Origin of the sequence: Anaerocolumna sp. MB42-C2 (assembly GCF_030913705.1) — a bacterium.
Classification (GTDB): domain Bacteria; phylum Bacillota; class Clostridia; order Lachnospirales; family Lachnospiraceae; genus Anaerocolumna.
This window is the reverse complement of record NZ_CP133190.1, coordinates 1498634-1518089: the sequence shown is the minus strand read 5'-3', so window position 1 is coordinate 1518089 and position 19456 is coordinate 1498634. Positions and strand designations below refer to the sequence as shown.

The 19456-nt window shown below is 38.2% G+C and carries 22 protein-coding genes, 1 pseudogene and 1 riboswitch; of the genes and pseudogenes, 14 read left to right on the top strand and 9 right to left on the bottom strand.

The features are described 5' to 3' along the window. The first annotated feature begins 348 nt into the window (after positions 1-348). Both RBU59_RS06780 and RBU59_RS06775 read left to right on the top strand, forming a co-directional pair. The gene (locus tag RBU59_RS06780; protein ID WP_308147123.1) at positions 349-1311 is read left to right on the top strand and encodes a helix-turn-helix transcriptional regulator; all 963 of its coding nucleotides are present in this window, start codon (positions 349-351) and stop codon (positions 1309-1311) included. A gap of 107 nt (positions 1312-1418) precedes the next feature. Further along, entirely contained in the window at positions 1419-2045 is a 627-nt protein-coding gene (locus tag RBU59_RS06775) for a type 1 glutamine amidotransferase family protein (protein WP_308147122.1), read from the top strand. A gap of 376 nt (positions 2046-2421) precedes the next feature. Here the strand turns inward: RBU59_RS06775 and RBU59_RS06770 are convergent, their stop codons facing one another. After that, the gene (locus tag RBU59_RS06770) at positions 2422-3243 is read right to left on the bottom strand and encodes a CPBP family intramembrane glutamic endopeptidase (RefSeq protein WP_308147121.1); all 822 of its coding nucleotides are present in this window, start codon (positions 3241-3243) and stop codon (positions 2422-2424) included. Between the two features lie 333 nt (positions 3244-3576). On the opposite strand from RBU59_RS06770, the pseudogene RBU59_RS06765 reads away from it, so the two are divergent. After that, positions 3577-3759: pseudogene (locus RBU59_RS06765) on the top strand (serine hydrolase); the annotation flags it as partial. Between the two features lie 78 nt (positions 3760-3837). Here RBU59_RS06765 and RBU59_RS06760 read toward each other — a convergent pair. Then, positions 3838-4770: a ketopantoate reductase family protein gene (locus RBU59_RS06760; protein ID WP_308147120.1), complete on the bottom strand. Its 933-nt coding sequence runs from the start codon at positions 4768-4770 to the stop codon at positions 3838-3840. A 157-nt stretch (positions 4771-4927) separates the two neighbouring features. On the opposite strand from RBU59_RS06760, the gene RBU59_RS06755 reads away from it, so the two are divergent. After that, positions 4928-5482, top strand: a complete 555-nt coding sequence (locus tag RBU59_RS06755) for a TetR/AcrR family transcriptional regulator (RefSeq protein WP_308147119.1) — start codon at positions 4928-4930, stop codon at positions 5480-5482. A 78-nt stretch (positions 5483-5560) separates the two neighbouring features. Here RBU59_RS06755 and RBU59_RS06750 read toward each other — a convergent pair whose 3' ends face one another. The 3 genes from RBU59_RS06750 to RBU59_RS28765 form a co-directional block, all read right to left on the bottom strand. Beyond that, the gene (locus tag RBU59_RS06750) at positions 5561-5893 is read right to left on the bottom strand and encodes a HEAT repeat domain-containing protein (protein WP_308147118.1); all 333 of its coding nucleotides are present in this window, start codon (positions 5891-5893) and stop codon (positions 5561-5563) included. Between the two features lie 359 nt (positions 5894-6252). Then, positions 6253-6651: a hypothetical protein gene (locus RBU59_RS06745; protein WP_308147117.1), complete on the bottom strand. Its 399-nt coding sequence runs from the start codon at positions 6649-6651 to the stop codon at positions 6253-6255. A 15-nt stretch (positions 6652-6666) separates the two neighbouring features. Beyond that, on the bottom strand, positions 6667-6846 hold the full coding sequence (locus RBU59_RS28765; protein WP_442871709.1) for an FAD-dependent oxidoreductase: 180 nt from the start codon (positions 6844-6846) through the stop codon (positions 6667-6669). Positions 6847-6909: 63 nt separating this feature from the next. Between RBU59_RS28765 and RBU59_RS06735 the strand changes: the two genes are divergently transcribed. Further along, positions 6910-7122, top strand: a complete 213-nt coding sequence (locus RBU59_RS06735) for a hypothetical protein (RefSeq protein ID WP_308147116.1) — start codon at positions 6910-6912, stop codon at positions 7120-7122. A 410-nt stretch (positions 7123-7532) separates the two neighbouring features. Here RBU59_RS06735 and RBU59_RS06730 read toward each other — a convergent pair whose 3' ends face one another. After that, positions 7533-8714, bottom strand: coding sequence for an ISNCY family transposase (locus tag RBU59_RS06730; RefSeq protein ID WP_308147115.1), 1182 nt, complete (start codon positions 8712-8714; stop codon positions 7533-7535). A gap of 489 nt (positions 8715-9203) precedes the next feature. Here RBU59_RS06730 and RBU59_RS06725 point away from each other — a divergent pair, with 489 nt between their 5' ends. Continuing rightward, positions 9204-9728 (top strand): MarR family winged helix-turn-helix transcriptional regulator, encoded by a 525-nt coding sequence (locus RBU59_RS06725; RefSeq protein ID WP_308147114.1) that lies wholly within the window; start codon positions 9204-9206, stop codon positions 9726-9728. Between the two features lie 128 nt (positions 9729-9856). After that, entirely contained in the window at positions 9857-10183 is a 327-nt protein-coding gene (locus RBU59_RS06720) for a putative quinol monooxygenase (RefSeq protein WP_308147113.1), read from the top strand. Positions 10184-10458: 275 nt separating this feature from the next. Here the strand turns inward: RBU59_RS06720 and RBU59_RS06715 are convergent, their stop codons facing one another. Continuing rightward, on the bottom strand, positions 10459-10995 hold the full coding sequence (locus RBU59_RS06715; protein ID WP_308147112.1) for a substrate-binding domain-containing protein: 537 nt from the start codon (positions 10993-10995) through the stop codon (positions 10459-10461). Positions 10996-11042: 47 nt separating this feature from the next. Here RBU59_RS06715 and RBU59_RS06710 point away from each other — a divergent pair, with 47 nt between their 5' ends. The 4 genes from RBU59_RS06710 to RBU59_RS06695 are packed head-to-tail and all read left to right on the top strand — an operon-like array spanning position 11043 to position 13566. Further along, a complete protein-coding gene (locus RBU59_RS06710; RefSeq protein ID WP_308147111.1) occupies positions 11043-11687 on the top strand; it encodes a carbohydrate ABC transporter permease in 645 nt (214 codons plus the stop codon). A 19-nt stretch (positions 11688-11706) separates the two neighbouring features. Continuing rightward, positions 11707-12573, top strand: coding sequence for a carbohydrate ABC transporter permease (locus RBU59_RS06705; protein WP_308147110.1), 867 nt, complete (start codon positions 11707-11709; stop codon positions 12571-12573). A 17-nt stretch (positions 12574-12590) separates the two neighbouring features. Then, positions 12591-12956, top strand: coding sequence for a hypothetical protein (locus RBU59_RS06700; RefSeq protein WP_308147109.1), 366 nt, complete (start codon positions 12591-12593; stop codon positions 12954-12956). Beyond that, positions 12901-13566, top strand: coding sequence for a sialidase family protein (locus tag RBU59_RS06695; RefSeq protein WP_308147108.1), 666 nt, complete (start codon positions 12901-12903; stop codon positions 13564-13566). The genes RBU59_RS06700 and RBU59_RS06695 overlap by 56 nt, the downstream gene beginning before the upstream one ends. 65 nt (positions 13567-13631) lie before the next feature. Beyond that, a riboswitch (cyclic di-GMP riboswitch) is annotated at positions 13632-13717 on the bottom strand. Positions 13718-13783: 66 nt separating this feature from the next. On the opposite strand, the gene RBU59_RS06690 is transcribed toward RBU59_RS06695, so the two are convergent. After that, on the bottom strand, positions 13784-15772 hold the full coding sequence (locus tag RBU59_RS06690) for a right-handed parallel beta-helix repeat-containing protein (protein ID WP_308147107.1): 1989 nt from the start codon (positions 15770-15772) through the stop codon (positions 13784-13786). 565 nt (positions 15773-16337) lie between these two features. Here RBU59_RS06690 and RBU59_RS06685 point away from each other — a divergent pair. From RBU59_RS06685 to RBU59_RS06675, 3 genes are all read left to right on the top strand, one after another. Further along, positions 16338-17174, top strand: a complete 837-nt coding sequence (locus RBU59_RS06685; RefSeq protein WP_308147106.1) for a hypothetical protein — start codon at positions 16338-16340, stop codon at positions 17172-17174. Between the two features lie 233 nt (positions 17175-17407). Further along, the gene (locus RBU59_RS06680; protein ID WP_308147105.1) at positions 17408-17764 is read left to right on the top strand and encodes a hypothetical protein; all 357 of its coding nucleotides are present in this window, start codon (positions 17408-17410) and stop codon (positions 17762-17764) included. Next, the gene (locus RBU59_RS06675; protein ID WP_308147104.1) at positions 17749-17940 is read left to right on the top strand and encodes a hypothetical protein; all 192 of its coding nucleotides are present in this window, start codon (positions 17749-17751) and stop codon (positions 17938-17940) included. The genes RBU59_RS06680 and RBU59_RS06675 overlap by 16 nt, the downstream gene beginning before the upstream one ends. A 424-nt stretch (positions 17941-18364) precedes the next feature. Here RBU59_RS06675 and RBU59_RS06670 read toward each other — a convergent pair whose 3' ends face one another. Next, positions 18365-19384 carry an ADP-ribosylglycohydrolase family protein gene (locus tag RBU59_RS06670; RefSeq protein ID WP_308147103.1) on the bottom strand — a complete coding sequence of 340 codons (1020 nt, stop codon included), beginning with the start codon at positions 19382-19384 and terminating at the stop codon, positions 18365-18367. Positions 19385-19456 lie beyond the last annotated feature (72 nt).

The following is a 19456-nucleotide window of genomic DNA, read 5'->3' as shown; positions in this document are numbered from 1 at the left end:
CATCATGACAGTTACAGCATTTATGATGAAAGCAGTGATGAGCTGAAGGAAACTGTAAGTGCCTTTGTTGAGAGATAATTTAGAGTATATGGGTTCAGCATGGTTTCTTTTTTTCTATAAGTATTAGTTAATCGATTGTCTACACCAAGGTCAAAATGCATCTTTCAGGAATATGCATTACTGCCTCAATACATATGGAGTGTTGTGTTAGGATTGAACGGGAGAAATTTCTATGAATAGAGGGAGGCAGATGATTTGTAAAGCTGATAATTTAGTGCGATCATTGAGTAGTGTAGACAATAAAGATATTTAAAATATTGAGCTTCATAAAAGAAGGGAGTTCACGTTATGGCTAAAAACGATAATATGCTGGCAATTCTGTGGATGCTGAATTCAGGCGTAAAAATAACTGCAAAACAAATATCCCAAAAATTAGAAATAAATATAAGGACAGTTTATCGGCATATTGATGCACTCTGTGCCAGTGGAGTGCCTATCATATCGGACCCAGGTCATAATGGCGGGTATAGTCTGCTGAATAATTTTATCAGAGCACCTCTGCTATTTGATATGGAAGAAAAAAAGGCACTCCTTCACGCTGCTGTTTTTGCAAAAGAAGCTGGATACCCTTTGAGTGAGGCATTAGACAATGCGACATCAAAGTTGAAAATGTATTCGAATCAGGACCAGGAAAGTATACTTAACCATCATTTAGCCGGACTTGAAGTTATAAACCGCATAGTAAACCCTTCCATTCAGCCGATATTGGGGGAATTGGAGCATGCTGTAGAAAAGGAATTCTCGGTAGAAATTGATTATCGCACAAGCCGTGAAGAGCAACCAAAGAATAGGATGATAGACCCCTATGGAATGGTTTACTGGAACAACAAATGGTATACTGTTGCATTTTGCCACTTAAGGAATGAAATACGAAGCTTTCGGGTAGATCGGATTTTACGAATCAAGTGTACTCAAATAATGTTTAAACGTCCCGAAACTTTTTCGGCCCGTAAATTTTTTATGAAAAACCTGTTACCTGATTTAGTGGGTAAGGAGGGGTTAATTTCTTTAATTATCAAAGGCAGGTCAGAGGCATTGGATGAACTATGCATGCATTGGTTTTTAGGGCATCATCTGAAAGAACGAACATCGAATCAAGCCATCTTTTTATTTGAGGAAGAATCAATTCATAGTTTTGTCCCTTATTTTCTCCTATCCTATGGTAAATCCATTCAAATAATCGAACCACAGAGTTTAAATGAAAGACTTGCTGCTATTGCATTGGAGTTAATGGAATATTATCAACTTTAATAGCTTCACTGACAGCAGATGTCAGTGAAGCTGTTTTATAATGAGGATAGTCACTGATTACCGATGGTCGGTATTCCTTGATGAATATAATAAGGAGAAAATGCAAAATGAATAATACAGTATATCTTTATGTGTTTGATACAATGTCAGACTGGGAAATAGGTTACTTAACTGCCGAGCTGAACTCGGGAAGATATTATAAAAAGGGACTTGATCCATCAAAAATAGTGACGGTTGGAATTGAAAAGACGCCTGTAACGACAATGGGTGGATTGAAAATACTGCCTGACATCAAACTGGATGAGTGCAGTATTGAAAGCACTGATGCATTGATTTTACCTGGTGGAGGTACATGGACAGAAACAATGCACCAACCCATCTTAAAAATCGCCCAGAGGTGTTTAAAGGAGGGTATATTGGTTGCAGCGATTTGTGGTGCTACAATGGGACTAGCTCAGACAGGATTGTTGAATTCACATTGGCATACAAGCAATGATCTGGAATACCTTAAAATGATCTGCCCCACTTACACGGGCGAAAAGCATTACAAAATGGAGTCGGTAGTAACTGATGGAAAATTGATCACCGCATCTGGAATAGCTCCGTTGGAATTTTCTGTACACGTCTTGAAATCGCTAGGTGTGTTTTCATCAAAAACATTAGATGCCTGGTATAGTCTTAATAAGACTCAGGAATCCAAATATTTCTATGAGTTGATGAATTCAATCCAATGAAAGTAAGAGCATAAATGGGCACACAATTAAGGCTATGATGCATAAAGAAGCTCTCCAATAACCCCGGCAAATCATTTGGTTTGCGTACATGGGCCAATGACAAATCCTCCTTCTCAGGTATTTTTATGGTAAAATTTAGAGAAAAAGTAAGGCGTATTGTAATGGAAAAATTGAATACAAAAGGGTTGTTGGCATTTGCAGTGGTTGGAATTGTGAAATTGAGGGAAATGCTGCATGATTAAAATATGATATTAGTTCATCTGTATCAGGTTCGGCTCTTTTATTGAATTACTTTGTATAGAAGTAATAACACGCTTCGATATTCAAGCTATAATTCTCCGGTTTTCTATGACTTTCGCTTCACTACACGGATCTCTCATTTCAAGGATGAGCTATCTGTAAAACTGATTTTGCTTCTTCTAAGTAAAAACATCGCTATGAGAAGCGGCGGCATTGATCCTGCAATGGTCAAAAGGCATCCATGGGATAGACTCATTTCTCTCCCTATGATCGATGACCCTCCAATAAAGCACTGCCCAATTATCAATGCAAACCAGTCTACCAGCATATGAATGATGATCGTTGACCAGATATTCCTGCATCTGACAAAAATTGCGGCGAAGAGTACACCTGCCGCTGTTGCATTGATAACCTGTACTACCAGTGTTATAAGCGGAACAAAAAATATATTTGGTATATGCATTGCCCCAAAAATAGCTGCTGATATGAATGCTGCTTTTAATGTACCTTGATAGGTAGGATTTTCCTGTCCTAATAAATTATTCAGTACGAAAGAGCGTATGGTGATTTCCTCCTTAACTCCAACCATAAACATATTAAGTGTAAAGATGATAAAAATAGTTGGCGATTTCGGGACGAGAGTACTGAAATCCACTCCAATGTTACCGACGATTGCTCCGCCTATCCCTATAAATAGAAATGGAATACCTAATACTAACCCCATCCCTAATCCACTTTTTCGAAAACCAGCACCATCCCAGATTCCAATGACGCGGATAACCGCCAGGCAGAATAAAGTAATAATTATGTCACCAATCAGCTTATCTATACCCATTGCAGGCTTATCATCCCATAAAAAAAGCATTGAAATGATGAGAGTAATCGTACAGATTATGACTGAAAATATAATTTTATGTTTTTTAGAGAATGCTTTGAGTGTTTTATTTAAATTACCCATATTGCCTCTCTTTCTCACGTATACTATTAAAATTACATACCATTTTGAATTCTCATTTATTTACAAATTGCTATATTATTCCAATAATAGCACAAATTCTTAGATCAATCAAGTAATTCTAATCATAGTCAGCTCTGAAAGGTAAATTTCTTCTTATTCCAATGGTATTGTAGAAAAATCAGCTAAAGGTACGGTATGGACTGCAGCGGATTTATATTGGTTGAATACAGAAATTATTGAATAATAAAGGAGAGAACAGAAAAAACCGCATTTTATATCGAATCTTCCAGTAAATCCTTTACTGCAATGGTAATTATGTAATTAGAAGAAGCAGGAGCCTTGAACATTGATGACTTGGTAATTAAGTACATACCGGAGTTTCGAGCTATAAAAAATGGTGAAGAGGTAACCATTCGTCAGCTACTTAACCATACCAACGGCTTTTCTACCTATGAAGGAATGAAAATATTTAACCGCAAGGCATTGCTGCCATCGGAAGGACACAGGAAATCATAACAAAACAGGACCACCTGTCGTATTTACTATTCTACGACAGGTGGTCCTTTCAACATTGTCCTTTTTTCTTGTATCTGCTCACTGTTCCGTAATTAGGTGTTCTACTTCGTAAAGCCGTGGTACCTTTATACCGTACTTTCTGGCTTCCGTAATAACTTCCTGCACAGCATAGCCAACTTTAAAGTGGTTATGCGCCACAAGCGCATAGGACATGCTTCTCGGAGAAAAAACAACGTGACTCATAAGAAAACTAACGACTTTCGGCGGCAGGCCACTCAACACTTTTGTCAAAAAATCAAGTTTTGAGCCCTTTGCTTTCAAAACAGGAATCATTTCTTTTAGGTTCCGGCCTAATCCATCAAGCGCTTCGCGTGAGGAAATTACTTTTTCAAAACTGCCGCTTTTTAATACTTCTGCTTCCATTGCAGCGTTGAATGCGAAGTGATTCCAGAGCCAACTTTTTACATCCTTTTGAACCATTATCTTGAAGCCCGCCTGAGCAAAGAGATTACGAACCTCTAAATCCCTTTTGGCTGGCTCGGGTTCAAGTGTTCCAAACTGAACCGTCTTGTAAAGCCCGCCATAAAGCTTGTTTCCTTCAAACCCGCCGCCGGCACCTGGGAAGCCATAAACAATTTGACTGCGCGGAATCGGCTGGACAGCCAATTGCGGGTCTTGCCAATAGTTGCTGAAAAAAAGGACTGTTGCATTTCCAACGCGGGGTACCAGGTACTTAACCGCACTTGATACCTGTTCGGGGTTGACGCTGATAAAAATGAGGTCATAGTCGTGATTTTCCTTTATCTCTTCGTGCATAACAATAGGCCATTTTTCTTTGACTATCCGGTTTTTTTTGCTTTGCCTTGCATCCCATAGTTCCAAGTTTACATAGGAGCCGTATTGTGCCTTCCTGCCTTCACGAACATAGAACTCAACAGTGTGACCCACGTTTTCGAAAGCCCAGGCGTACTGTGTTCCTATCACACCGCGTCCAAAAATTAATATTTTCATAACGCATCCTCCAGAATGATCACCTGTTGACTTTTCAACAAGTGTTTGATATTCTAAGTATACTGTTTGTAGAGAGAATTTCAATAGTTACAATTGTTCCAACTGTTGATAACTCAACACATTGCGCTAATTTGTTGAATATCTGGAGGAGAACGCTGTGGATAGAAGAATAAAAAAAACAAGGCAGTTGATTATGGATACCTTCCTCGACTTGTTGGCCGAAAAAGGATTTGAGAAAATTACCATCAATGACATTGCCGAACGCGCAGACATAAACCGTGGGACGGTTTATCTTCATTACGTGGATAAATTTGACTTACTTGACAAGTGTATTGAAACATATGTTGAGCTGCTGTTAAATCACTGTGCCAATAGTGCTGATACCACTCTAAACCCAAGCGCATTTCAAAGTATATTTGAATATTTGGAGGAAAATTTCACCATTTACAAGCTGCTTCTTAACAATGAGAGATTTGGATTTTTCCGTAGCCGCTTATATGCCATTATTGCGCAAACAGTAACCGAGGTTATCGGTGTAAAGTCAGAAAATAACGCGTTTTCAAATGGTGCCACTACTCATTTTTTGACCTCCGGGTTTATTGGAGTATTGGAATGGTGGATCAATAATTCCATGCCTTGTAATGTTCAGGAAATTACTGAGCAACTTATGTTTTTGCTAGAACCATACACCAAGCACCTTGTATCACGCTAACCTAATTTGCATATACGTTTGATCTGCTACAACATTATAGTTTTGCTTCTACTAGGGCACTTAAGTTTCTTTGTCTTACTATTTTATTTTAAATTCCTGCAATACCTTTGAAGCTACTTCCTTTACGCTTGTGTCCGTTTCTTTGGATAAAAGAAGCTGCAAAAAGGTTTTGGCCTGTGCTGTTCCAGTGTTGGCAAAAGCAACAATTGCTGCTTTTCTGATTTCTGGATTTTCATGGTCTATCAGCTTGCTCAGCAGATTAAAAGCCATTTCATCCTGAATGATACCAAGACCTGCTATAGCTGCTTTAACAACTTCTATATCCTTATCATGGAGGAATTGTTCAACCTTTTCTGTCTTTCTCTTTTCCGTCAGCTTCCGGATTTTTTCAACTACTCTTTCTTCACTCATAATATTGCTCCTTCTTTCTTATAGTTTGTAATCTTACAAAATATAAATATTAAGCAGCTATATCTGAGGGCTCAACCCTGCTGTTTGCATTTAAAAAGACAGGAATTGATACCAATAACCGCTTGATGATGTAAGGTCGCAACTTAACTATAGTCCTATTTTCTCCACAGTGCAAGCATACAGGTTAATTAATTATATCTGTCTTGCGGTTTACTGAATCCAAAGAGGTGGATGGTAGATTATTATTTAGCGTGTTGCTTCGAGGTTAGCTAAATTTTCTTACTCTAAAAAAGGTGAACCAAGTGCATAAACAACAATACGCTAATCACGATGCTTATGCATCTCCTTTGTTTGAAATCTTATCGAACTGCCCAGCCTGCGAAGAAGCCATTTCTTACAGCACCTGCAACTTGTCCGATTTTATTACAATCTCCAATAATAGAAGCATTTTGATATTTATTCGCAATCTTATTTGCTAATTCGTTAAGAACTTTCATACCAAAGGCAGTAATAACCATATCAGCTGAAATCTCTTCAGAAACACCATTGTTATTAATTAGAATTCCATCGTTTTTGATTTTGATGATTTTACTGCTCGTTTTTACTTCGACGTTATAATCAGCTAGTATAAATAATAAAGGATTACGATTATCAAGTAATCCCAGGTATCTTTGGACATGCTGATTATGCACCGAGTGCGATGATGATTTGGTCAGCTTTTGCAAGTTCCGGTGAAGCTTCTGTAATTTCTTTTTCAAATACTATTTTTACTCCTAATTTAGATAACTGAAGGATTTCCCATTCCACAAAGGAACGAAGTATTGTTTTGAACGGAGGGAATAAGCAGCAATCAACTGTCCGCCCAAACGGTTGCTTTTTTCATATAAAGTTACATCATGTCCTTTGATTGCTGCTACACGAGCTGCTTCCATTCCACCAGGTCCGCCACCGATGACAGCTACTTTACGCTTTACAGGAGCGGGTGACAGTGGTCAAAACGTGTTAAAAATGGAAAGTTGAAAATATATGATACGTATTATAAAACAAGAGATATCAAAGAGTTGATTAATGCCGCCGGAAAAGTATTGAATAATCCGATTATTTTAACAAGTGCAAGTTATCGTGTTATTCATATGATCAATACGACTGGAATTGTCAATGATGATCCGGTGTGGATATATGCAGAAGAGTATGGATATTGCAGTGCGGAAGATATTAAAAGCTTTTGAAAGGCGGGAGTTACCTCTGCAGATGATGCAGAAATGTTATTTAATATCTATTTTGCAAGTAAGATAATAAATTGGGATATGTCGTAAAAACATATAATAGTTTGGCTATAATCTGATTAAATGGAAGAATTTGATGAAACAGGAATATTGGGATTTACTAAGGGAGATATCAGTTCCCAATAAAATATTTGTAAGGATTTTATTTAAATTTTTGTAAGGATTTTATTTATCATAAATTTTTGTAAGGATTTTATTTATATCTGTCAACCGTTTTTGAAAATGTCCTCAAAAAGTTTAAACATAAGCACCAGATTTCTGGTGCTTAGTTTTAAATAGTACTTTAGGAGAAAATCCATAGCTCAGTCGGTATTTGGATAACCTTAATAAACCTACAGACTTCGAAATATCAGTTAAGCTACATCTTTTCTATGTAATTGACTTTTAGCGTACTTTTCAAATGATGCCTGCTTCCAAGGATGGTTCATAGGAGGGTTTACAGGAAGATAGTATTCATTTTGATATTTCAGGCAACTTCCGTTATCTATCTTTCTAGAAGATAATACCGCCAACGTCAGATTGATTTTATCACTATCTGGTTGCATTTCGAACACAGATTTGATACTATCAATAGGTAAAGCGAACTGCTTATTAAATTTCTTTATATAGGTGTGGAGAAATTGATTGGCTTGCTGAATGCTGGTTACATTCGCAAGTCGGAGTTCAACAGGAAGGCGGGATTGAAGAGTGCCAAACATTCTTTCAACCCGCCCTTTTGCTTGTGCAACGCTGGAAGTACGAATGTCGATTCCTAATTGTTTGCAGGCATAACCAAACTGAGTAAAGGTATCTTTCTCTAAAGAGGTTTCATGCTTCTTTTTATACTCAAATACAGTTCGGTTGTCAGTAAAAAATTGATATGGAATGCCATAATTACTAAGAACCTGATAGAGAACATGATAATAGCCATTTAATGTTTCTTGTTCATCAAAGTAGGCGCCAACAATCTGCCCTGTGGCATCATCAACGGCGATGTGGAGTTGTGTTTTGAATTGCCCAAACCAAAGGTGTAGGGACGCATCCATTTGAAGCATTTCACCGAAATACGCGCATCTAGGATGCCTAGGATGCGAATCCTCCAGATCCATGATGGAACTTTGAATAATAGCTGCTTTCTTTTTAGACTTAGTCTTTGATTGAATAGCCTTTAGTGCTTTTTTTACCGCTTTCTTGGAAGAACGGTTTGCTTTAGGAGAAAGGATGTATTCCTTTCTAAGAATAGAAGTAATGGCACTGACAGATACACTGATATGTTCTTTTTCTTTGAGAAGTTCAGAGTAATGGGTCAGATTGCAGTCACTGTACTTGGTACGATATAAGTCCAAGATTAACTGTTTTGTATCTGTAGGAAGAGTAATGGCCGGCTGTCGCCCTCGGTTACCATGAATAAAGAAAGACTTACCTTGTTCTTGATAGCCCTTTATTAAGCGATTGATGTGTCGATCTGAACAACCTATTTTAAGAGCAGCTGTTTTCTTATTACCATTTGTGTCTACGAGTTTTTTAATGACCTCGTACTTTTGGTTTTCGTCCATTGTTAGTAATACCTTTCTGATTGTGTCCACCTCATTTCTAAGTCATGAGGTTCTATTATAATATATGAACGACTAATTGGGACATAATCATTTGTGGTACACTAAGACATTATCATAAATGAATCATAAAATTTTTGTAAGGATTTTATTTATATCTTGACATTTAATAAATCTAGTATTATATTTAGTCTAATACTTAAATACTTAACTATTAAATATTTAAATAATAGATTATTAACTAATTATGGAAGGAGTTGCTATTACATGTTTTTCAAGAGAACAAATGCAGCGTGAGGCTGACTCTCGACGACATCTTTTGCGAGAGTGCTCATCAGTATTTTGCAACGCGTACAGTGTTGCAGTGCCCTGATAGTCGGCGGCAGAGCACAGACACCAAAAATAAATCTGATAATACTCAGTTAACAGTTAAATAATTTAACTGCTAGATACTTAAAACATTTTTAAGTAATCGTCCAAAGGAGGAATAAGGTGAAAAGTGAAGAAGATATTTTACACCATCCTGATTTGAGTGCGCACCAAGGCACGCAAATAGGAGTTAAGGTGCAAAATGTTGAATTATTGGTAATAATTAAAGAATTCTCAAATGTTTTCAATGAATTTAACAGTAAATCTTTAAAATTTATTGACAGGCAACTAAATAAATCGGGGCTGGTTAGAACCCATTATAGAATTTTGCATGAGTTAGTGGGTGGAAAAGAACTTTCAATGAGTGATTTAAGCGAAATACTCTATGTTACAAAGCCAAATATAACAGTTTTAATTGATAAGCTTGTTAAGCTGGACTATGTTGAGCGTGTAAACAGCAGTAACGATAGAAGGGTATACTTGGTTCGACTTACAGATAAAGGAGAAAAATTTATACAGGGATCTGCTGAGGAGTTAATGAAATCTTCAGCCCATTTTTTAAGTAACCTTGATGCTGAAGATTTGGAACTCATACAGCAAACTACACAAGCTATGAAAAGGCTGTTATCCAAATTCAATGAGGAGTAAATATAAACACAGCAACTCAACATTAAGTATATTATTATTATAAATATGTAAAGGAATTAAATAATTGACGTACTCCCAGTGAGAGAATATTTCATGTGAATTTAAGTTAGTCAAAAAAAGGAGATTATATGAATACAAAATACGATAACAACAAATACCCCAACAGTGTAACGATATTCATTGAAATTCATGCTAAAGAAGGTGAAGAAGAGGTTGCACGAAAGGCTTTTACAACAACAATTGCGACAACGGAGAAACCTGGACTCCTGAGCTATGAAATCTTTGAAGACAGTAATGATCCTGGGACTTTTTACTCAACCCAAGAGTGGGAAAATATTGAAGCTTTTCATGCTCACATGAGTGCTGCAAAATCTGGGTTAAAAGAGGCTACCTCTATGTTGCGTGATACGCCTAGAACTAGCATTCTCAAATGTATCGGACGATCGACCCGGTAATTCCTGCAAGAGATTATAGCAAGTGTACGTGAAGATACGTCGATACACAAGATTATATTGAAACCTTTGTTTTTATATCGAAAATTAAGTGTCTTTCCGGTGCCGAGCAAAAAACTTGGGCTATGTTTTTCTGAAAATGAAAAGCACAGTCCTTTTTTTTACTTTATCTGAAGCACTCATTTATTTGAAAAGGAGGAACAGAAATTTCTTGAGTATTTCCTGAACTATGACCGTTTTAACCTGTAATTTTTCCTGACATAGCACCAAAAAAACATTTATATGTTTTCAATTCCAAAGGGAGATGGATAAGTTACATCTTTGATAAAGATTGCCGGTATTTTTTTTGATACCACTTTATAGGAACCTTCGATTTGAGACATTAAAATTTCGATGGCTCTCTTTGAAATGCGTGCGACATCTTGCTTTACATAGGGAACAAAAGGAAGGCGTGAGTTATCAAATGAAATCAATTTAAAGTGTTCTGGAATTGATTTGCCAGATTGATTCAGCAAGGCATAAGCCATGCTTGCCAGCGGCGTATCAATAGCCACTCCTGCTGTAGCATTTGGATGCATTTTTATAAAGGATTCTAAGGACTGTTCCAATTCTATCTCTCCCACGTGAAAGCTTGCTGTAAACCATTTGCTCTTGTCGATTTTTATTCCATGACGAACAAACCCTTCTTCAAAGCCCATCAGTCTTTCATGGGTTGTGGAGTTTGTTTCCCGCTGTGTGAACAAAAGAATATCTGTGTGCCCTTCTTCAAGCATATACTCAATTACCTCTATTGCCGCTTCTTTATTATCTGACACGACACTGCTGGAACAGCCTCAAGAATACCGCATATTTTGCTGTGATAATGGTGCCGGTTCAAAACATTGTCAGTTTATTGGCGGCAGTCGGCGTTTGTAAGGTTACTAAGCTGAATGCTGTCCTGCGTACGATTTATTTCCTGCCTGTAGTCTGCTCAATGACTGTTATTGCGCTTTCCTTTGGCATGATGTTCAACTATAACATCGGCATTATTCCGGCAATATTAAAAGGCTGGGGATTTAAGGTACCGGATCTGCTAAACAGTACAACCTGGGCGATGCCGACAGTAATACTCATCAGTATATTTAAAAGCTTCGGCTTCAATAAGGTTATTTTTATTGCTGCGTTGCAGGGAGTGCCGAAGTATTTGTATGAGGCGGCTGAAATAGATGGATCAAACAAGGCGAAGAGCTTTTTTTGCATCACCATTCCTTCCATTGCCCCTACAATTGCCTTTACAATTATTACCTCTATTATAGGTTCTTTTCAGGTTTTTGACCAAGTGTATGTTACTACAAAGGGGGGGCCGCTTTTTACTACAGAGACCATTGTACAATTCATCTATGAACGTACATTTAAAACAATGGAAATGGGTATTGCCACAGCAGCAGCCTTTCTGCTGTTTGCAATTATTCTTGTGGCAACACTCATTAGCTTTAGTTTCAGCCAAAAATTTGAGTCGAATTTCTAGTAGAAAGGAGGACATTACTGTGACAAAAACTTATCTTGAAAAAAAACGAAGCCTTAATAAAAACACTATGAGTTCAGCAGTGGGAGCCATTGCAGTTAAAATAGTATTGATTGCGCTTGCAGTTTGTACCCTATTTCCGTTTATATGGATGATTTTTACTACCATGAAGACAAAGGGTGATATTCAGGCAAATCCCGCCAGCTTGTTACCGCAAAAATTTGTATTTGATACATATATTTCAATTTGGTCTGAGGTTCCCTTTGCAAGCTATTTCAAAAATTCCCTGGTTTTTGCAGGTCTCGTAATGGCTATCTCTTTGCTGTTTGACTCCTTAGCCGGATATGCATTTGCGCGTATTAAATTTAAAGGGAGCAATGTGGTTTTCGTGCTGATATTATGTACGATGATGATTCCGTTTCAGGTAACAATGACGCCACTCTTTTTAATGATTAATAAAATGGGGTTATATGACTCCTTTGCCGGACTGGTTATCCCCAAAATGGCAGATGCCTTCGGCATATTCATGATGCGTCAATTTTTTCTGACGCTTCCGGCTGAGTTGGAGGAAGCAGGACGTATTGATGGTGCGAGCGAGATTGGAATCTTTTTCAAAATCATGCTGCCGTTATGCAAACCTATTTTTATCACTTTGGGCGTTTTTACATTTATGGGTAACTGGAATGATTTATTGTATCCAATGATTATAACAAGCTCTGAAAAATATCGTCCCATTCAGGCAGCCATTGCTCTTTTTGCCGGAAAATACGGCATTGAATACAACTTTTTTATGACAGGGCTTGTGCTGGCAGCAGTACCGCTCATTATTGCGTATTTGCTTGCACAGAAATACTTTGTTGAAGGCATCGCTATGACGGGCATAAAATAAATGACAGGAGAAATTTCATGAAAAAAAGATGGTCAAAACAAAAAGTATGGGATTGGTACGACAAACAACCATGGTTAGTGGGTTGCAATTATGTGCCAAGCAACAGTATTAACTTAATTGAAACCTGGCAGGAATATAACTTTGAAACGATGCTCGCAGATATGGAGCAAGAGCTGTCCCTGGCTTCTTCCATCGGTATGAATACCGTTCGTATGCTGCTGCCTTTCGATGTTTGGAGATATCAGCGTAAGGGTTTTTTAATTCGGTTTGAGCAGTTTTTGGAGGTACTCGGTTCTAAAAACATGACCTTGATGCCGATTTTTTTCGATGACTGCGGTCGAAGTGATCAGTACCCTAAAAGATCCAGGACGGGACATAGATAACGGACAAATTACCGTTTTAAAAAACGAAGAACTTCTGCTTTCCTGCCGCTCTGTCCGCTGGCAGAAATCCTACAAAGTGGATGTGTATAAAAGTGAAGACGGAGGAAAGCGATGGAAGTTTTTAAGTACCGTTGATGAAAATCATGGACAGGAAGGTGAGTTGGGCTGGCCGGATAAAGGTGTATATGAGCCACATCTAAACTATATTAGTGAAAATGAGCTTGCGGTTTTTTATGCCAATGAAACACATGTAATGGAAAACACAGGCTACTCGCAAATTATTTCAGAGAAAATTTCCACGGATAACGGCGCAACCTGGGGTGAAGAAATTTTTGTTGTTTGGGACAGTGAACGTGCGTATGCAAGGCCAGGCATGCCCGTATTTACACATATGGGTGATGGCAGATTTATAGTGGTGTTTGAAGATGGGGTTGATGATGGTTACAACGTGCATTACAAGACATCATTCGATGGAAAGACATGGGATGAGGGACTTGGAACCATAATCCCGGACCAGGTGGGCGGCCCGTACATTACCAATCTATCGAATAACAACGCGGATTTTCTTTTTTCAAAAATTAGAATGCATGAAAAGGAGAGAAAGTTATGAAAAAAGTATGTTGTATAGAAATATAAAAATAAAGAGGTCAAAACCATCGCGGGTTTTGACCTCTTTGCTGCAACTCGGCGGTCATAGTTGTAAAACCTTAGACCTGTGGCTTTACGCCCCTCGCCATTCGACGGAGTTGCTAAAAATATTGGCATTTAATTATTAATATGCCAGAGAGAGACGAAACTATTGGTTAGATATAGGGCTTTATTTGTTATTATAGTTTAATGTTATCAGAAGATGATGCGAATGGACCCGGGATAACATGAATGCCACGATGATTTCCAAAGAAGTCCTCGTCAAAGCGTATCGGTGTTCCATCTGCGTTTTCAAAGTATGCTTCCGGTTCGAAGGCTTTGCCGAGAACTTCGGTGTGAATCATCCGATCGCTGAAATCCTCGAGGTAATCATATATATTTGTAGTCAGATAATAAGAGCCATCTTTCTCCACTAGTTCTACTTTAAGATCCTGGTCACTGTTTTCAACGAACAGACCGTTCACTTCATTTTTCCATGGTTTGGCACCGTTTAGATATACATTACCCTCACTCCAGACTGGCAGATGACCTGAATGAGCAGGCTCTAAAGCTCTCATGTTTGGACGATTAGAGAAATCGAACTGCGCAATCCATTCCTCATAAGTTGGATAATCATCAAAAACGTGCGTACCGACAAGTCTGTTTTCCCGTCTGATACCTGAGCCTTGATCATAGTAGGTAATATAGTCTTCCGAAGACCATTTCTGGACAAAGATATTGTTGTAGAAACGGTTGTCACCATGAAGAAAGGTCATAAAGCCCATCACTTCTGTACGGTGTGGTATGTGATATGGTGTATAGCGCCAAGTTGTTCCCCCACCGACGTCGGTTAACGCACCACAGATGAGGTTGTGAACCATAGCCACGCCCTGTGTCGCAAAACGAAGGCTGGCGTCTGAGAGCAGGATATTGTTATCAATCAGTGTTGGACCATGGCTGACTTCTACAAATATATCCTGAGACATCATGCTTCCCGGAAGATTTTTGGTATACGATGGCCGCTGGTTATCATGCAGCAGGTTCTGGGTAATACGTGTGCCCTGTGCTTCCCAGTCACACCAGATTCCCATGGTACAATGGTGGATATGGTTACGGCGCATGAGTACATCAATGGCAGCATGCATTTTGATCCCGGCAATTTCTGCTCCGCCAAGTTCCATCATATTATTAATATGGTGAATATGGTTGTCCTCAATGGTACTAAACACACCGCCCATACGACCAATAATGCCGCCCTGTTCGCAGTGGTGTATGTTACAACGGCGAACTATGTGACTGCCGATTTTTTCTTTCATCCATCCGTGATACTGGCCACGGCAGACCGCATCTCGTTCCATCTGGGTAGGACTCTTTACATATTTATTTGTAAAGTAATGATCATTGTCAGGATCAAGATATTTGCCCAGAGAAATGCCGGCGCACTTGCTGTTTGAAATTTCACAATCCTCAATAATCCAGCCTTTGCTCCAGTGAGGACCAATCATGCCATCTTGAAAAGCCGCAGGAGGTGCCCAGGTGGTGGCAGCTTTATCAATTTTAAATCCTCTGACCGTATGATAACCGATGCCGGTTATAGAAGGCATAAAACACCTGCGACGGACATTAATTTCTACATTTTTCTCATTTGGATCTTGACCCTGGAAATTGGCATAAATAATCGTTTTATCAGAATCTGTATCCTGTTCGGTATACCACTTATAAACAGATTCTTCCGGTACCCAGCTGCATTCATAAATATCGCCTTTAATACACTCTTCTAAAGTTGTGGCTTCATACAATGCCTTGTCATTTAAATAAACACAGCCGGTATGTTTATTCGGTGTTGCGAAATACCAGTCTCCATATACTAAAGTTGTATAAGGATTGTATTCACCGAAAACACTGTTTGCGATCCGGCATACCCAGACATTTTCTTTGTAAGGCTGCCAGGTTTTTATCTGTTCCGCGCCGGTAATCACAGCACCAAGAGGTGTAGTACTAGAATAGGTGATACGGGCATCTTCAGTACCGGCATGAACCGGATCTACATATTCCCGGTAAACCCCCGGTGCTACCAGCACCTCATCACCGGGAAGGGCCAGCTTCGCGGCTTCGCTGATCCGACGGAATGGTCTTTCAATTGAACCATTGCCGTCTTTCACAGCATTTGCATCTACATAGTATTTCATGATAACCTCCCATAATTGAAATATATTTCAGGATACTGCTCCTGTTATAATTTATTATACAACAAGACTGTCTATAGTTCATCAAGTATTTAGAAAAATTAGTAAGGAAAATGATCAGGGGGTTACTGTTCACAGTCCAATAAACGCAACGTGTTATTGTTCGCGTAACTGCTGTTTTTTGCAGGGGAGTGAACAGTAACATCAGGGGAGTGAACAGTAATGCCAACGATACATGACACAAACTGTCTTTCACCAACATTTGACATTTTGATAAAAGCATGATATACTACACATAAATTAAGTAGTAAAAGAACCGTCTATTATGGAAGGGCTTTTGGTATTGTGTTGTTATGACATGGATATGAAAAGCCTTTCTTTTTTTACAAGAGGGATGTTGAGATGCAGTATAGTAGAAAGAAACTGGAACTGAGAAATATTAAAAACAATTGATACATTTATAAACTGAACAGTAAAAGAACCGTCTATTATAGAAGGGCTTTTGGTATTGTGTCGTTAAGACATGGATATGAAAAGCTCTTCTTTTTTTACAAGAAAGGAGATTTGGATGCAGTTAGTAGGAGAAATTGTGCATCATACAAAATTCGGAGAGGGAAAGGTTTCTGATAAAGCGGATAGAATACTTACCATTCTTTTCCCCGTTGGAGAAAAGAAATTTTATTATCCGGATGCCTTCGAGAAACATTTGACTTTGAAGAATAAGAGAAAACAGCAACAGATAAACAAACTGGTTGACAATTTGGTGGAAGAACGTAAAAGGTGTGAAAATATCAAATTGGAAAAACAAAAGGCTTACGAGCGGATATGGAATTTAAAAGTTAAACCTAATTCCCAGGCGGCCTTTGGTTTTGTAAATAATTCAATAGAAAATGCTTTTTCATTATGGACACTTTCAACCGGAGTATATTTAAGCGGGAATCAGAGAGGACTTCCAAGGGTTCCTCAAAGAATACAGCTTAATTCTGCATGCTTGCTAACAATATGCCCTGATGGTCTAACGGAAAAGTACCGGAAAATTATTGGGGTATTTATGGCAAGGAATGATTTTGACGGTAGATTATGCAGAGATGGGATTATCCATAGTCATGAAAAATATAGAATTAAATTAGAATCGTCTGAGGAACTATCTTTCTGGAATTATTTTGTGGCAGATGCAGCAACAGATAACTGGGGAAATATCGAAATCCGTTATTTTTGTAATAAAACAATGCAGAAAATTTTAAAGGATATTCGGGAAAAAGCCGTAACTTTGGAGAGAAGAGAGTTTTTTGATGAATTTTATCGCTACTTTCTCCGGGTTAATAAGTTATTGGATACGGATGAATGTGAAGGAGATATATTTGGAAACCAAGAACAAGATATTTATGAAGGAGATATCATTTAAAAAGAGATTGGGGGTAATAGTTGGAGTGCGCAGCTGTTGGACTGGCAATAGGAATTGGTTTTTATTCTGCCTCTATAATCGGAACGGTGTTAATAACTATGCAGTAGTATTAAGTTAAATAAAACGATTAGATGGGATTACAAACATCAAAGAGGTAGCGTAATAAGGGAGGTGGTTAAAATGGTTGTTTTAAGAAATATAACTTCATACAAAATAAAAAAAGGAGAAAATTTATGTACACAATAAATATTGAAAAAAGAGATAGCAAGATCAAGGCAGGAAAATTAAGAAAAAATGGAATTACTCCATGCAGTATTTATGAAGGAGGGTTATCGGAAGTAATTCTTATCCAGGCTACAGAAAGCGAAATAATGAGAATGTTAAAAACAAAAGGAAAAGGCGGAAGCGTTTTATTAAAATGCAACGACGAGAGCCACCATGTAATCATACAAGAAATTGCTCATAATCAACTTATGGATACGATTGAACATATTGCTTTCTTAAAAGTACGTGAGGGCGAATATGTAAATAGTGTAGCAAGAGTTGTCTTTAAAAACAGGACAAGTTACAAAAAATGGTACACCGATTAGTTGAAGAAATTAATTATAAAGCATTGCCTGAGCATCTGGTCGAAGAAGTTGTAATTGATTTGGCAAAATTGCTGCCAGGAAACAGAGTACGAATAAAAGATTTTCCTATATGGAGTAATGAAAACGTAGAAGTCCTGGACGATGGAGAAAAAATGGTAGTCAGCGTGGAGGTATAAATTTTTAGGGGGAGACTGAATACGATAAGCGAACATTATTTCGAAGCGCGTTTTTGGGGATTAATACCCTGATTCGAGAAATAAAACTATCTTCATAATATCATTGCTCTTCTGAGCAGTGCATTGTTGGCTTATGGCTGTTCATCTGCATTAAGTAGCAAACCCATGTACATACAAAATTTGTAAGACAAAACTGACGCCCGCTTGAATGAAAGCCGAGAATCCCTCTTAATAAGAGTTGAAAGATATGAAGAATTAACTACTTTTCTTGAAAAAATAAGTGTTTCAAAGGAAAAGTAGGAAAAAGTTCTCGCAGCGAAGACCGAGATCTTCCGGATATAGATGGTCCTGGTGCGTGTGAGTAATTAGTATACTATGGATATTTGGAAGATCAACATGGCGCTGCAGCATATGAGAATAGTTTTCATATGGAGTCCTTCTTTTTTGTCTTGTTTTGATTCTTTCTGTATTGATATATTTGTAGGGATAAGTCATCAAGATTAAGATTATTTGAGGATACTACAGTATGAACAATCTGTTCAGGAATATTATGTCCTTTCCCATAACAACAGCAGAGTACGGCTGCAAGGCAGCCAATAGTATCAGTGTCACCGCCAAGCATGGAAGACATTCGAATCGCTTTATATACATCCTTGCGACACCAAAGAAACAGGGAAAATGCAGCCATAAAAACATCACAGGAAGATATGGTAGTTCCAAAAACATAGAACAAAAAGTCTAGTAACATGTCATCAGAATTAAATTGCGGCAGATAATGAAGAAGAACTGGAATACGAGCCTGACAGGAAGGAGCACAGGCCAGATCCATTTCTTCATTTTTTTTCTTCCGACCTATTTCACAACCCTTTAGCGCTGCTTGTATGATGTTATCTATACTGTATTGTTTCGTCATGGCAAATAGGGCATAACCATAGCCTATTGCTGCCTCCATGGCTATATTTGTATTATGGGTAGGCAGTAACGTGCTGATAATATTATTTTGCAGAGAATTTAAATCAGGACTGCATAAAAAAGCAGAGGGTACACGCATGATTCCGCCGCAGGAGGTCCCTTGAGTCCCTGAAAGACTGATATCCATACCATCTATTATTGCGAGAATTGCCTTTCTGGAGCTGGGACCAATATATTTTTCTGGCTCTGCAGATTCCTTATACCATCGGATCAGGCTGTTTGCGGCTACTTCGGGTGTAATACTACTGCTTTTACAATAATCCTCAAGTAGAAAGATATTTTGCTCAGTGTCATCTGTAACCTGGCCATAGCGCATATCTTTATGCGCCAGAGATTCAGAAGGTAATAATAGGGATTCTATGGAATAAAAGGAGGATTTAATTTGTTCTCTTGATGCAAATTCAGTTGATTTTGAAAAACTGTCGCCAACAGCAAGAGCCTCCAGTATTTGTTTGATGAGTAACTGTTTCATAATTTGCCCCCAAGTCCTGAGAATGAGTGTTTGCATTCATTCTTAGAACGCAAACCTCAGTATGAAAGTGTA

What these genes read in the sequence shown, in the direction of transcription:
- RBU59_RS06730 (WP_308147115.1), bottom strand. Translation starts at nt 8,714, where the DNA reads ATGGACGAAAACCAAAAGTACGAGGTCATTAAAAAACTCGTAGACACA.
- RBU59_RS06750 (WP_308147118.1), bottom strand. Translation starts at nt 5,893, where the DNA reads ATGAGTGAAGAAAGAGTAGTTGAAAAAATCCGGAAGCTGACGGAAAAG.
- RBU59_RS06675 (WP_308147104.1), top strand. Translation starts at nt 17,749, where the DNA reads ATGGTACACCGATTAGTTGAAGAAATTAATTATAAAGCATTGCCTGAG.
- RBU59_RS06770 (WP_308147121.1), bottom strand. Translation starts at nt 3,243, where the DNA reads ATGGGTAATTTAAATAAAACACTCAAAGCATTCTCTAAAAAACATAAA.
- RBU59_RS06685 (WP_308147106.1), top strand. Translation starts at nt 16,338, where the DNA reads ATGCAGTTAGTAGGAGAAATTGTGCATCATACAAAATTCGGAGAGGGA.
- RBU59_RS06670 (WP_308147103.1), bottom strand. Translation starts at nt 19,384, where the DNA reads ATGAAACAGTTACTCATCAAACAAATACTGGAGGCTCTTGCTGTTGGC.
- RBU59_RS06775 (WP_308147122.1), top strand. Translation starts at nt 1,419, where the DNA reads ATGAATAATACAGTATATCTTTATGTGTTTGATACAATGTCAGACTGG.
- RBU59_RS06780 (WP_308147123.1), top strand. Translation starts at nt 349, where the DNA reads ATGGCTAAAAACGATAATATGCTGGCAATTCTGTGGATGCTGAATTCA.
- RBU59_RS06690 (WP_308147107.1), bottom strand. Translation starts at nt 15,772, where the DNA reads ATGAAATACTATGTAGATGCAAATGCTGTGAAAGACGGCAATGGTTCA.
- RBU59_RS06695 (WP_308147108.1), top strand. Translation starts at nt 12,901, where the DNA reads ATGACTGCGGTCGAAGTGATCAGTACCCTAAAAGATCCAGGACGGGAC.
- RBU59_RS06720 (WP_308147113.1), top strand. Translation starts at nt 9,857, where the DNA reads ATGAATACAAAATACGATAACAACAAATACCCCAACAGTGTAACGATA.
- RBU59_RS06700 (WP_308147109.1), top strand. Translation starts at nt 12,591, where the DNA reads ATGAAAAAAAGATGGTCAAAACAAAAAGTATGGGATTGGTACGACAAA.
- RBU59_RS06680 (WP_308147105.1), top strand. Translation starts at nt 17,408, where the DNA reads ATGTACACAATAAATATTGAAAAAAGAGATAGCAAGATCAAGGCAGGA.
- RBU59_RS06710 (WP_308147111.1), top strand. Translation starts at nt 11,043, where the DNA reads ATGGTGCCGGTTCAAAACATTGTCAGTTTATTGGCGGCAGTCGGCGTT.
- RBU59_RS06760 (WP_308147120.1), bottom strand. Translation starts at nt 4,770, where the DNA reads ATGAAAATATTAATTTTTGGACGCGGTGTGATAGGAACACAGTACGCC.